Annotated in this window: 12 protein-coding genes and 1 tRNA gene; 10 read left to right on the top strand and 3 right to left on the bottom strand. The window is 65.6% G+C overall.

All coding sequences use genetic code 11. From position 1 onward, the window contains the following. Positions 1–3 precede the first annotated feature (3 nt). A tRNA-Gln gene (locus AC0L3K_RS15560) sits at positions 4–78 on the bottom strand. A gap of 255 nt (positions 79–333) precedes the next feature. On the opposite strand from AC0L3K_RS15560, the gene AC0L3K_RS15565 reads away from it, so the two are divergent. Beyond that, positions 334–2,112, top strand: coding sequence for an acyl-CoA dehydrogenase (locus AC0L3K_RS15565; RefSeq protein WP_473254317.1), 1,779 nt, complete (start codon positions 334–336; stop codon positions 2,110–2,112). A gap of 88 nt (positions 2,113–2,200) precedes the next feature. Here AC0L3K_RS15565 and AC0L3K_RS15570 read toward each other — a convergent pair whose 3' ends face one another. Continuing rightward, on the bottom strand, positions 2,201–3,442 hold the full coding sequence (locus tag AC0L3K_RS15570) for an MFS transporter (RefSeq protein ID WP_473254318.1): 1,242 nt from the start codon (positions 3,440–3,442) through the stop codon (positions 2,201–2,203). Between AC0L3K_RS15570 and AC0L3K_RS15575 the strand changes: the two genes are divergently transcribed. From AC0L3K_RS15575 to AC0L3K_RS15615, 9 genes are all read left to right on the top strand, one after another. Then, positions 3,429–3,557 (top strand): hypothetical protein, encoded by a 129-nt coding sequence (locus AC0L3K_RS15575; protein WP_256375804.1) that lies wholly within the window; start codon positions 3,429–3,431, stop codon positions 3,555–3,557. The genes AC0L3K_RS15570 and AC0L3K_RS15575 overlap by 14 nt on opposite strands. A gap of 131 nt (positions 3,558–3,688) precedes the next feature. Further along, positions 3,689–4,450 carry an enoyl-CoA hydratase-related protein gene (locus AC0L3K_RS15580; RefSeq protein WP_007594643.1) on the top strand — a complete coding sequence of 254 codons (762 nt, stop codon included), beginning with the start codon at positions 3,689–3,691 and terminating at the stop codon, positions 4,448–4,450. 79 nt (positions 4,451–4,529) lie between these two features. Beyond that, the gene (locus AC0L3K_RS15585; protein WP_219678552.1) at positions 4,530–6,188 is read left to right on the top strand and encodes a bifunctional metallophosphatase/5'-nucleotidase; all 1,659 of its coding nucleotides are present in this window, start codon (positions 4,530–4,532) and stop codon (positions 6,186–6,188) included. A gap of 133 nt (positions 6,189–6,321) precedes the next feature. Next, a complete protein-coding gene (locus AC0L3K_RS15590) occupies positions 6,322–7,251 on the top strand; it encodes a histone deacetylase family protein (protein ID WP_219678554.1) in 930 nt (309 codons plus the stop codon). 73 nt (positions 7,252–7,324) lie between these two features. Further along, positions 7,325–7,576 carry an exodeoxyribonuclease VII small subunit gene (locus tag AC0L3K_RS15595; RefSeq protein ID WP_007594646.1) on the top strand — a complete coding sequence of 84 codons (252 nt, stop codon included), beginning with the start codon at positions 7,325–7,327 and terminating at the stop codon, positions 7,574–7,576. A gap of 596 nt (positions 7,577–8,172) precedes the next feature. Continuing rightward, positions 8,173–10,101 carry a 1-deoxy-D-xylulose-5-phosphate synthase gene (gene dxs / locus AC0L3K_RS15600; RefSeq protein ID WP_007594649.1) on the top strand — a complete coding sequence of 643 codons (1,929 nt, stop codon included), beginning with the start codon at positions 8,173–8,175 and terminating at the stop codon, positions 10,099–10,101. Positions 10,102–10,134: 33 nt separating this feature from the next. After that, on the top strand, positions 10,135–10,689 hold the full coding sequence (locus AC0L3K_RS15605; RefSeq protein ID WP_354161873.1) for a nucleoside 2-deoxyribosyltransferase: 555 nt from the start codon (positions 10,135–10,137) through the stop codon (positions 10,687–10,689). A 26-nt stretch (positions 10,690–10,715) separates the two neighbouring features. Next, positions 10,716–11,450 (top strand): TlyA family RNA methyltransferase, encoded by a 735-nt coding sequence (locus tag AC0L3K_RS15610; RefSeq protein ID WP_473366352.1) that lies wholly within the window; start codon positions 10,716–10,718, stop codon positions 11,448–11,450. After that, on the top strand, positions 11,443–12,690 hold the full coding sequence (locus tag AC0L3K_RS15615; RefSeq protein WP_473366307.1) for a class I SAM-dependent RNA methyltransferase: 1,248 nt from the start codon (positions 11,443–11,445) through the stop codon (positions 12,688–12,690). The genes AC0L3K_RS15610 and AC0L3K_RS15615 overlap by 8 nt, the downstream gene beginning before the upstream one ends. On the opposite strand, the gene AC0L3K_RS15620 is transcribed toward AC0L3K_RS15615, so the two are convergent. Continuing rightward, positions 12,691–13,293 carry a hypothetical protein gene (locus AC0L3K_RS15620; RefSeq protein WP_007594657.1) on the bottom strand — a complete coding sequence of 201 codons (603 nt, stop codon included), beginning with the start codon at positions 13,291–13,293 and terminating at the stop codon, positions 12,691–12,693. Positions 13,294–13,383: the final 90 nt, after the last annotated feature.

Genomic DNA, 13,383 nt, shown 5'->3' on the forward strand with positions numbered 1-13,383 from the left:
CGCTGGCTGGGGCGGGAGGGATCGAACCTCCGAATGGCGGAATCAAAATCCGCTGCCTTACCACTTGGCTACGCCCCATCAGGCCCGTGGGAACGGCGGCGACACGAGCGCCCGCGGATTCCCTCGAGTGGTGCCGGTCTATAGGGAGAGGCGCGGCATTTCAACCGCCCGGAGGGGCAAAATACCACAGGCGCCGGCGGCGCCGCGCCATGCCTGATAGGGGCGCTACGCCACCCCGCTCTCGACGGCCGCTCCGCCACCCCTCCTGACAGTTGAGACCTCCCCCGTTTCATGGGAATACGGCGGCAAGAACTGTCTCCCCGGGAGTGAGCCATGACCTACCGCGCGCCGATCTCTGACATGCTGCTGTCGCTCAACCACGGCGCCGGCCTGAAGGCTGCCATGGAGGCCGGCCATTACGGCGATTTCGACGGCGATATCGTGAGCGCCGTGCTGGAGGAAGCCGGCAAGTTCGCAACCGATGTGCTGGCGCCGCTCAACAAGGTCGGCGACGAGCACGGCATCAAGCTCAGCGACGGCAAGGTCACGACCGCGCCGGGCTGGCCGGATGCCTACAAGCGCTGGACCGAGGGCGGCTGGAACGCGGTCTCCGGCCCCGAGGATTTTGGCGGCCAGGGCCTGCCGCTCGCGATCAACGCCGCCTGCACCGAGATCTGGAGCGCCGCCAACGTCGCCTTCGGCCTCTGCCCGCTGCTGACGGCGTCGGCGATGGAGGCGCTGGACGCGCATGGCAGCGACGAGTTGAAGAAAATCTATCTCGAGAAGCTCGTCTCCGGCGAATGGACCGGCACGATGCAGCTGACCGAGCCGCAGGCCGGCTCCGACGTCGGCGCGCTGCGCACCCGCGCCGAGAAGCAGGCCGACGGCACCTATCGCATCAAGGGGACGAAGATCTTCATCACCTATGGCGAGCACGACATGACCGACAACATCGTGCATTTCGTGCTGGCGCGCCTGCCGGACGCGCCGGCCGGCACCAAGGGGATATCGCTGTTCCTTGTGCCGAAATTCATGGTCAACGAAGACGGCTCGCTGGGTGCGCGCAACGACATTTTCGCAAGCGGCGTCGAGCACAAGCTCGGCATGCATGCCTCGCCCACTTGCACCATGACAATGGGCGATCATGGCGGCGCCATCGGCTTCCTGGTCGGCGAAGAGAACCAGGGCATGCGCTGCATGTTCACGATGATGAACCAGGCCCGCCTCGGCGTCGGCCTCGAAGGCGTCGGTGTTGCCGACCGCGCCTATCAGCAGGCATTGTCTTACGCACAGGAGCGCAAGCAGGGCCGCGCTCTCGGCAAGAAGGGTGACGGCTCCGATGCGATCTTCGTGCATCCCGACGTCAAGCGCATGCTGATGCGGATGCGGGCGCAGACCGCGGCGGCGCGTACCATCTGCTATGCGACCGCCGTGGCGATCGACGTCTCGACACGCGCCAGCGATCCGAAGGTCCGCGCGGACGCTGCCGCGCGCGCGGCGCTGCTGACGCCGATGGCCAAGGGCTATTCCACCGATGTCGGCAACGAGGTCGCCTATCTCGGCGTGCAGGTGCATGGCGGCATGGGCTTCATCGAGGAGACCGGCGCGGCACAACACTATCGCGATGCCCGCATCACCGCGATCTACGAGGGCACCAACGGCATCCAGGCCATCGACCTCGTCACGCGAAAGCTCGCGGCCAACGGCGGCGCATCGGTGTGGGCACTGCTCGACGAACTCTCGGCCATCGTGAAGCAGGTCGAAGCTTCCAACGATCCCGCCTTCGGCACCACGGGCGTGAAGTTGCGCGAGGCACTGGAGGCGCTGACGCGCACCAGCAAATGGCTGCTGGAGCGGGTTGCGTCCGCGCCGAACGAGGCGCTGGCCGGCGCGACGCCGTATCTGCAACAGTTCGCCGCCACGCTCGGCGGCTGCATGCTGGCATCCGAAGCGCTCGCCGCGAAATCCGATGGCATCACGGACGCCGCGCGCTACGTCTCGCTGGCGCGCTTCTTCGCCGAGAACATCGCCGTGCAGGCCGGCGCGCTCGAGCGCACCGTGACGGAAAGCGCGGAGTCGGTCGCGGCGGCGGATGCGGTATTGTTGGGGTAGCTGGGACGGCGTAGTCTGGATGAAGCGCAGCGTAATCCGGCGCTGTCATTGCTTGTGGCACGAATCCCGGATTGCGCTGCGCTCCATCCTACGAAGCCGCGAGCTTGGTACGTCGCCCCGGCCGCCACAGCACCACGCCCGCCGCCAACAGGTCGAGCACCACGCACATCGCAAATGCCGTCGTGTAATCGCCGGTTACGCTGCGCACGAGACCGACGATGCCGGGGCCGAAGGCACTGACGATGCCGCTGATCGACGTGCCCAGTCCCATCGCGGCGGCGAAGGCGCTCGCGCCGATCTCGCGCTGGATGATCAAGGGCGGGAACGTGATCATGTTGCCGATCGAGAAGCCGTAGACGGCGCAGCACACGAGCAGCACGGTCGGGTTCGTGCTTTGCAGAAGCACGAACAGAGCCGCCGCCTGGCTCGTCATCGATGCCGCGCAGGCGAGCCGCGGATCGAGCCGGTCGACGAACAGGCCGAGCGACAGGCGCCCGAGCACCGCCATCGCCGCCATGATGGTGACCGCAAGGCCCGCACTGGCGCGGCCGATCAGCGGTTCGAGAAACGTCACCTGGTGGATGATGAATCCCATCTGCGCCAGCAGCGCGACCGCGATCGGCAGCACCATGGTCCAGAACGCCGCGTTGGCGAGCAGCGTCTTGCGCGAGTGAACCGCAGGCAAGGCAGTGCCGCCAGCGGATGAATCCCCACCCGACGTCGGCGGCATTTCGGTCCGCCAGCCGGTGAAGATGACCACCACCGGCAGCACCAGCACCACCATCGCGAGCGTGGCTGCCAGCATCGCGGAACGGAAGCCGATGCTGGCGCTCAGCGACAGCAGCAGCGGCACGAGGACGATGCCGCCGCAGGTCGCGCCGTTGTAGGCGAGGCTGAGCGCGAGCCCGCGGCGCCGTTCGAACCAGGAGTTCAGCACGGTCGCGATCACCACCGTGCCCATGCCGGTCCAGCCGACCGACATCAGCGCATAGGCGAGATAGAGCTGCCAGGGCGTCTGCAGCAGCGCCAGCAGCACCGTCGAAGCGCCGAGCGCCGACAGGCCGCACAGGATCAGCGACCGAAGCCCGATGCGGGCGAGCAGATCGTCGGTGAAGATGACGAGGACGGCAGTCAGGAGAAAGGAGAAGGTGCTGGCCGCGGAGACCAGCGTGCCCGGCCAGCCATGGGCGCGCTGGAGTTCGGCGAGATAGACGCCCTGGCCGTAGAGGCCGAAGCCGAACATGAAGAAAGCCATCAGGAAGCAGGCCAGCACGACGCGCCAGCCGCGATAGTGCAGCGAGGATTCGTCAACACGAGTGGCGGCAATCATCAATCAGGCAATCGGCCAAATGGAGCGGCGCGAGGCGATCGTGCACCACAACCAGGGGTTTTTCAATCGAAAATGGCAGCTGATTATTGCAACGCGTCACACGGCGGGAGCGTGATGCGCCCGTCTCGGGCGAATTCGACCTCCAAAAGGTTGAGCGAGCGCATTGGCACGCCTGCAAGATGATGTAGGCTGACGTTTCGCGAGTCTAGCCAATGTCAGTATCGCGGCGACCGCAGGGGCCCCCTCATGCCGAATGGCAATATCGTCGTCACCGAAGAGCGCGGAACACGCGTGATCACCCTGCGTCGCCCGAGCAAGAAGAACGCGATCACGCAGGACATGTATCGGGAGATGAGCCGCGCGATCGACACCGCGCAGAACAATCCCGACATCCGCTGCATGATCATCACCGGAGGCTCCGGCGTGTTCACCGCCGGCGATGATATCGACGATTTCATGCACGCCGACACGTCGCGCCCCGAGACGCTGTCCGACGGCGCCAAGTTTCTCTATTCGCTCGCCCTCAACGCCAAGCCGGTGATCGCGGCCGTGGACGGTGCATCGATCGGCATGGGCACCGTGATGCTGTTCCATTGCGACTATGTGCTGGCCTCGAACGCGGCAACCTTCTCCGCGCCCTACATCCATCTCGGGCTCGTGCCGGTCGGCGCGTCCAGCCTCTTGATGCCGAACACGATGGGCTACCAGCGCGCCTTCGCCATGCTGGTGATGGGGCGGACTTTTACGGCCGCGGAAGCGCATGCCGCCGGCTTCGTCAACACCGTGGTCTCGCCGGGACATACCGAGGTCGAGGCGCGCAAGGTGGCGCGCGATATCTGCCGGCTGCCCGCCGAAGCGGTCGCGACCTCGCGCAAACTGCTCCGCGTCGCATCCGAGGAGCTCACCCGCCGTATCGACCAGGAGGCCCATTTGTTCGGCGAGCGGCTGAAGTCGGAAGAAGCCACCGCCGCGTTCAACGCGTTCGCGAGCAGAAAGAAGAAAAAGTAGGCTGTCGTCCGGCGCAGCGCCGCGGAATGACGGCGAGAACTTTCGTGAAATCTTCGTGCGGACCGACTAGTCTGGTTTCATGCAACATGTTCTCCGCCTGACCGTCTTCGCGCTCGCGCTCGCCGCCCTGCCCGCGTCCGCCCAAACCGCCGCACCCGTCGAGCTGCGCATCCTCGCGATCAACGATTTCCACGGCAATCTGCGCCCACCGCCGGGCGGCATCCGGATCAGTGATCCCGAGGACAAGTCCAGGAAGGTGATGGTGGCGGCCGGCGGTGCCGAATACATGGCGACGCTGGTGAAGCAGCTGCGCGAGGGACACAAGAACACGATCTTCGTCGCCGCCGGCGACCTGATCGGCGCAAGCCCGTTCCTGTCGGCGATGTTCCACGACGAGCCTTCGATCGAGTCGCTCTCGATGATGGGGCTCGCGATCACCTCGGTCGGCAATCACGAATTCGACGAGGGCAAGACCGAGCTGTTGCGGATGCAGAACGGGGGCTGTCATCCCGTCGACGGCTGCCAGGGGCCGCACCCCTTCACGGGCGCCAAATTCCGCTATCTCGCGGCGTCCACCATCGAGACGGCGACGGGCAAGAGCGTGCTGCCGCCTTACGAGATCAGGGAGTTCGAAGGCATCCCCATAGCCTTCATCGGGCTGACCTTGAAGGACACCGCGGGCATCGTCTCGCCATCGGGCATCACGGGTCTTGAATTCCGCGACGAAGCCGAGACGGTGAACGCGCTGGTGCCGCAGCTGAAGGCGCGTGGGGTCGAGGCGATCGTGGTGCTGATCCACCAGGGCGGCGAGCCGGCTGGCGACTACAACGAATGCCCTGCCATCACGGGGCCGATCGTCGACATCGTGAAAAAATTCGAGCGCGCCGTCGACGTCGTCGTCAGCGGCCACACCCATCGTGCTTATGTCTGCGATATTGACGGGCGGCTCGTCACCAGCGGCGACAAATACGGTACGCTGGTCACCGCGATCGACCTCAAGCTCGATCCGGTAACCCGCGACGTCGTCAGCGCCCGGGCCGAGAACGTCCTCGTCGCCAACGCCTCGCTGCCCAGGGATCCCGAGCAGACCGCACTGATCGACGCCTACGACAGGCTTTCGGCGCCGATCGCCAATCGCCCGGCTGGATCGGTGACGCAGGCGCTGTCACGCGTGCCGAACGACGCCGGCGAAAGCCCGCTCGGCGACGTCATTGCGGACGCGCAGCTCGCCGCGACCAGGGACGCCAAGGACGGCAGCGCCGTCATCGCGCTCACCAATCCCGGCGGTATCCGCACCGACATCGTCCCGAAGGAGAACGGCGCGATCACCTTCGGCGACGTTTTCGCCAGCCAGCCGTTCCGCAACCGGCTCGTCACCATGACGCTCACGGGCAGCCAGCTCAAGGACATGCTGGAGCAGCAATGGCTCGATCCGAAGCGGCCGCGGATTCTCCAGGTCTCGAACGGGTTCAGTTACGCCTGGGATGCGGCGAAGCCATTCGGCGAGCGCGTGATCAACGAGAAGATGACGCTCAATGGCAGGCTGATCGAAGCCGGAAGCGGCTACCGCGTCACCCTCAACGATTACCTCGCAGTTGGCGGCGACGGCTTTACGGTCGCCAAACAAGGCACGGGGCCGCAATATGGCGGCTACGACGCCGACGCGCTGTTCGCGTTCTTCAGGGCGCACGGACCGATCGGGCCGCTGCCGCTGAGCCGCATCCTGCGCGTGAATTGATCCGGATCAAACGGGCCGGTTCGGGACACCCTTTGCCATTCCCGGGGGAACGCATAGATTGGGTTTTGCATTTGCGTTTTGGCGCCGGATGCGCCAAGCGACGTCGAGAGCCCGCATCCCATGAGGCCGACTGATGAGTACGCTTCTCCTCTCCCACAAGGCCTGCCTCGACCACGTCACGCCGCCGGGACACCCTGAAAGGCCGGACCGCCTGCGCGCGGTGGAGGAGGCGCTGTCGCATGAGCGCTTCCAGTTCCTGGTGCGCGACCAGGCGCCGGAGGGCGATCTCGATCTCGTCACGCTCTGCCACAACGAGCACTACGTCACGGAGCTGCGCCACATCGCGCCGACCAGCGGACAGGTCTATATCGATGGCGACACCTCGATGTCGCCGGGCACGTGGGAAGCGGTGATGCGCGGCGTTGGTGGCGCGGTCGCGGCGACCGAAGCGGTGATGGCGGGCGAGCATCGCAACGCATTCGTCGCGGTGCGCCCGCCCGGCCACCACGCCGAGATCGGCAAGCCGATGGGTTTCTGCTTCTTCGACAATGTCGCCATCGCCGCGCGCCACGCGCAGCGCAAATACGGCATCAAGCGCGCGGCCATCGTCGATTTCGACGTGCATCACGGCAACGGCACGCAGGACATCTTCTGGTCGGACCCGACCGTGATGTACTGCTCGACGCACCAGATGCCGCTGTTTCCGGGCACCGGTGCCAAGAGCGAGCGCGGCGACCATGACACCATCGTCAACGCGCCGCTCGCCTCCGAGGACGGCGGGCCGGAATTCCGCATCGCGTTCGAAAGTTTGATCCTGCCGCAGCTCGAAAAATTCAGCCCGGAGCTGCTCGTCATCTCTGCCGGCTTCGACGCGCATTATCGCGATCCGCTGGCGTCGCTGAATTTGCGCGCGGAGGATTATGCCTGGGTGACGCGCAAGCTGATGGACCTCGCCGACAAGACCGCCGGGGGGCGCGTTGTTTCTGTGCTCGAGGGCGGCTACGACCTGCAAGGACTGAAAGAATCTGTTACGGCGCATGTCGGCGCCCTGATGGGCGCCTGACACACCCGCCACATTGCGCCCGCAAAACTTTGCTTTCTCCGACATGAAGCGAATCGGGCAATCGGAAACTTATATGGCCGAAAATACCCAAATCGACATCTCCAGGCTGACCTTCGAACGCGCCATCGAGGAGCTCGAAACCATCGTGAAGCGGCTCGAGGACGGCAAGGTGCCGCTCGAGGAATCCGTGACGATCTACGAGCGCGGCGAGGCCCTGAAGCGCCGCTGCGAGGAGTTGCTGCGCCAGGCCGAGGCGCGCGTCGACAAGATCACCACCGATGCCAGTGGCCAGGCCACCGGCACCGCGCCGCTTGACGTCCAGTAAGGGCCGCCTTCAAAGCCGCCTATCTCACGCAGCGGGCACCGGCAATTTTTCATGATCGCACGCCGCCGTCGGCGTTGCTGCTGCTTGATTCAAGCGAACCGGCACTCTGGAGATCACGGAACCTCCCGCAGAGGGCCCCTCGCCCTCCCAAATCCGTCTAAAAATAGCTTCCGCACGCCAAAAACCTTGCCGAGGAACCGGGCAAGCTTGGAACCCTTCCGCTGGCGCTGGGATTAACCACTCTGGCCCGGGGGTTGCAGGTGCATGCCCGTAATCGGCCCAGCGGGTTGGCTTTGGCCCAAGCTTTGGTGTAAAGCTGCGCGGAGTGTGGCTTTTTGTAAGCCTTGCGTAGGCACTGATTACCGACGACAAGCGCTTCAAACTGCTGATGAATTGGCTGGGATGGACGAAGCCGATCTAAGTGACAGGGATCACAGAGACTGAACCGGAGAGCACTTAAGCTCACCTAAGCTTGAAGACGGGGCTTTGCCCCATGCAGGTGGCTCCGACGGTTTAAGGACTCGCGCTGCGCCGATATTGAGCAAACCCATCGCGCACCGGAACAATCTTCCGGCGCTGACAAATTGGAAATCGCCGTGAACGCATATAGTAAAACGCCGCTTCTCGACACCATCCGGACGCCGGACGACCTGCGCAAGCTCAAGGTCGAGCAGGTTCGCCAGGTCGCCGACGAGCTGCGTCAGGAGACCATCGATGCCGTCTCGGTGACCGGCGGTCACTTCGGCGCAGGCCTCGGCGTGGTCGAGCTCACCACTGCGATTCATTACGTCTTCGACACCCCGCGCGACCGTCTGATCTGGGACGTCGGCCACCAGGCCTATCCGCACAAGATCCTCACCGGCCGGCGCGATCGCATCCGTACCCTGCGCACCGGCGGCGGCCTGTCCGGCTTCACCAAGCGCAGCGAGAGCGATTACGATCCGTTCGGCGCCGCGCATTCCTCGACCTCGATCTCCGCCGGCCTCGGCATGGCCGTCGCGCGCGACCTCTCCGGCGGCAAGAACAACGTTATCGCCGTCATCGGTGACGGCGCGATGTCGGCGGGCATGGCCTACGAGGCCATGAACAATGCGGGGGCGATGAACTCGCGCCTGATCGTCATCCTCAACGACAACGACATGTCGATCGCACCGCCGGTCGGCGCGATGAGCGCCTATCTGTCGCGGCTCTACTCCGGCAAGACCTATCGCACGCTGCGCGATGTGGCCAAGCAGATCAACCAGCGCCTGCCCAAGATCCTCGCCAACCGCGCCAATCGCGTCGAGGAATATTCCCGCGGCTTCATGATGGACGGCGGCACGCTGTTCGAGGAGCTCGGCTTCTATTACGTCGGCCCGATCGACGGCCACAACCTCGACCATCTCCTGCCCGTGCTGAAGAACGTGCGCGACATGGAGACCGGCCCGATCCTGCTCCACGTCGTGACGCAGAAGGGCAAGGGCTACGGCCCGGCGGAAGCCTCCGCCGACAAGTACCACGCCGTGGTCAAGTTCGACGTCGCGACCGGCACCCAGGCCAAGTCCAAGCCGAACGCGCCGGCCTATCAGAACGTGTTCGGCCAGAGCCTCGTCAAGGAAGCGGAGAAGGACGACAAGATCGTCGCCATCACCGCGGCGATGCCCTCCGGCACCGGCGTCGACATCTTCAACAAGGCGTTCCCGGACCGCACCTTCGACGTCGGCATTGCCGAGCAACACGCGGTGACGTTCGCCGCCGGTCTCGCCACCGAAGGCTACAAGCCTTTCTGCGCGATCTACTCGACCTTCCTGCAGCGTGGCTACGACCAGATCGTGCATGACGTCGCGATCCAGAGCCTGCCCGTGCGCTTCGCCATCGACCGCGCCGGCCTCGTCGGCGCCGACGGCGCCACCCATGCCGGCTCGTTCGACAACGCCTATCTCGGCTGTCTGCCGAACATGGTGATCATGGCGGCGGCCGACGAAGCCGAGCTGGTGCACATGGTCGCAACCCAGGTCGCGATCAACGATCGTCCGAGTTCCCTGCGCTATCCGCGCGGCGAAGGCCGCGGCATCGAGATGCCCGAAATCGGCGTTCCGCTCGAGATCGGCAAGGGCCGCATCGTCCGCGAGGGCAGCAAGATCGCCCTGCTCTCCTTCGGCACGCGCCTTGCCGAATGCGAGAAGGCCGCCGACGAGCTCGCGGCCCACGGCCTTTCGACCACGATCGCGGATGCGCGCTTCATGAAGCCGCTGGACACCGAGCTGGTGCTCAAGCTCGCGCGCGACCACGAGATCCTGATCACGATCGAGGAAGGCTCGGTCGGCGGTTTCGGCTCGCATGTCGCGCAATACCTGACCGACCAGGGCGCGCTCGACAGCGGCCTGGTGCGGTTCCGCACCATGGTGCTGCCCGACGTGTTCCAGGACCACGACACCCCGGCGGCGATGTACGGTCGTGCCGGTCTCGACGCCAAGGGCATCGTCGCCAAGGTGTTCGAGGCGCTCGGCAAGGACGTCAAGGCCGAGACGGTCAAGCTCGCCTAACAGCGAGCTTCGACCTTCCGCGAAGCAGCTCTGATGAAAATCTATCTGGCAGGCCCCGACGTGTTCCTGCCAGATGCGGTCGAGATCGGCCGGCAGAAGGTCGCGATCTGTGCCGCGAACGGCCTCACCGGCCTCTATCCCCTCGACAACGAGATCGATCTCGCCGCTCCCGACGCCTCGCGGCAGATCTTCTGCGGCAACGAGGCGATGATGGACGGCGCCGATGCGATCATCGCCAACCTCACGCCGTTCCGCGGCGCCGGCGCCGATCCGGGCACGGTCTACGAGCTCGGCTACATGGCCGGCCGCCGCAAGTTCTGCCTCGCCTATTCCAATGATGGCGCCGCCTATGCCGACCGCCTCAGTCGCTTCATGGACGTGACGTCCGAGGACGGGCGGCTGATCGATGCGCAGGGGCTGACGGTCGAGGATTTCGGCCTCGTCGACAATCTCATGATGATCCACGCGCTGGAGCTGCATGGCTGCCCGCTGGTGACGCCGGCGCAAATGCCGATCGACGTCTGGCACGATCTTGCCGCGTTCGAGGCTTGCGTCCGGATGGCGGCCGCGCGATTGATCGCTACATAAGCGCCTCTGGCGTCTTCGGAGAGATGATGTCCCCTGCCCGCAAGCGCGCGGATGTTCTGCTGGTCGAGCGCGGCCTGTTCGAGAGCCGGGCGCGGGCGCGCGCGGCGATCGAGGCCGGCCTCGTCACCGCCGACGACAAGCAGGTCGCAAAGCCGTCGGAGACCATCGCCGAGGACGCCGTGATCCAGGCCGAGCCCGCGCACCCCTACGTCTCCCGCGGCGGCGTCAAGCTCGCCGGCGCGCTGGAGCGCTACCCGATCGAGATCGAGGACCATGTCTGCCTCGACGTCGGCGCGTCCACCGGCGGATTTACCGAGGTGCTGCTGGCGAACGGCGCGAGTCTCGTCTTTGCCGTCGACGTCGGCTCTAGTCAGCTGCATCCCTCGCTGCGCGGTCACTCCAAAATCGTGTCGATGGAAGAGACCGACATCCGCGCCTATGACGGCAAGCGCCTGCCGGCGCGGCCCGATGTCGTCGTGATCGACGTCAGCTTCATCTCGCTCAAGACGGTGCTGCCCGTGGCGCTGTCGCTGGCGGCCGCGCCGATGAGCCTGCTGGCGCTGATCAAGCCGCAATTCGAGGCGGAGCGGAAGCACAACAAGAAGGGCATCGTCCGCGACGCCGCCGTGCACCGCGAGATCTGCGACGACATCGCAGCCTTTGCGGCCTCGCTCGGCTGCACCGATATCGAGGTGTTCCCGTCGGCGATCACCGGCGGCGACGGCAACATCGAATTCTTCCTGGGCGCGCGCCGTGGTTGAGCGCGTGACGATCGATCACGTCGGCCATCGCGGCGACGGCGTCTCGCTCGACGCTGGTGAAGCCATCTATGTGCCCTATACGCTCGGCGGCGAGACCGTCGAGGTCGATCACGTCGTCGGCAACCATCCTGATCGCCGCAAGCTGCTGGCGGTGGATGTCGCCAACCCCGAGCGCGTCGCGCCGTTCTGTCCGCATTTCGGCGTCTGTGGCGGCTGCGCGATCCAGCACTGGGCGACCGAACCGTATCACGCCTGGAAGCGCGGCATCGTGGTCGAGACCCTGGCCCAGGCCGGCATCGACTGTGAGGTAGCGCCGCTGGTCGATGCCCACGGTGCGGGACGCAGGCGCATGACGCTGCACGGCCGGTTCGGCACCCATGACATCCTCAAGGTCGGCTTCTCGGCTGCGAGCTCGCACGACGTCATCCCGATCGATCGCTGCCCGATCCTCGATCCCGGGCTCGAGGGCGCGCTCGATGCCGGTTGGGCGCTCGCCGAACTGCTGACGTCCAAAATGTCAGTGACGAAGCCGCTGGACATCCAGGTGACCGCGACCGCCAACGGTCTCGACGTGGACGTGCGCGGCTCCGGCCCGCTGCCAACGCCGCTCGTGACGGCGCTGTCGCGCGTCGCCGAGCAGCATCGCCTGGCACGGCTGACACGGCACGGCGAACTGGTGCTGCAACGCCTGCCACCGACCCTGCAGATGGGCCGCGCCGAGGTGACGCTGCCGCCGGGCTCGTTCCTGCAGGCCACCGTCGCCGGCGAAGAGACGCTTGCGTCGCTGGTCGCGGAGCGCGTCGGCAAGGCCAAGAACGTTCTCGATCTCTTCTGCGGCGTCGGGCCGTTTGCGTTGCGGCTCGCCGAGAAGACCCGCATCAGCGCCCATGACAACGACGTCGGCGCCATTGCAGCGCTCGAAAAAGCAGCACGCACGCCGGGCCTCAAGCCGATCAAGGCCGAGCCGCGCGACCTGTTCCGCCGTCCCCTGGTGGCGCCGGAGCTGCGCGATTTTGACGCTGTCGTGTTCGACCCGCCGCGCCAGGGCGCACAGGCGCAGGCCTTGAAGCTCGCCGCGAGCAAGGTGCCGGTGGTGGTCGCGGTCTCCTGCAATGTCGCGACCTTTGCTCGCGATGCGCGGCTGCTGATCGATGGCGGCTACAAGATTGACGTAGTCGTGCCGGTGGATCAGTTCCGCCACACGCCGCATGTCGAGCTGGTTGCGAAGTTCACGCGCTAGTTAGCGCCGAAGGCCACTCAACGCCGGCGACTCGCCGGGCAGCATGTTCGATCTGAGATCGCTATCCATGCGGCCCGAGTCCTGCTGGGTGAAGCCGGCGCCGAACGACAGGCTGAGGTTGGAGGTCGGCTTGAACTCGACACCCGCAAATGCGCCGTAGCCGGGCGAGGCGCTGGAGGTGAGCGGCGCAAGCGAGCTGCCGATGCCGTTGCCGTATTTCAGGGTGTCGAAACCGGCAAAGAACGTGACGGGCATGCCGCCCGCGGTCTTGGTGTTGTAGCCGAATTGCGTGCTGTCGTAGGAGAGCGCGCTGAAATTGCCGCTCAGTCCGGCCGGGCTGAGGCCGCTCCAATTGAGATTGCCATGCTGGCTGCCGACAAAGAAGCCGTTCGCAAAATTGCTGCGGCCGCTTGCGTCGGCGCCATTGAAGCTCGGGAAATTGCCGTAGCTGTCGGCGCTCTGGCCGGCAACGCCGCCGAAGCCGAAAGGTCCGCCGGGGATCCAATATTGCAGGGGTGCGCCTTGCGCATGAGCCGGCGCTTCGCCGAGGCAGAGCAGGGCAAGAAAAACCGCGAGACCGCAAGAGCGTGTAAGCCTGGACATCCAAATAACCGTCGAAAAGCTTGCGAATTATACCCACCAGACAGCATGAATGCCAGCATAGCGGCACCAGTCTTCCCTTGAGTTCCGGCA

This window comes from Bradyrhizobium sp. MI1.10, assembly GCF_055811035.1.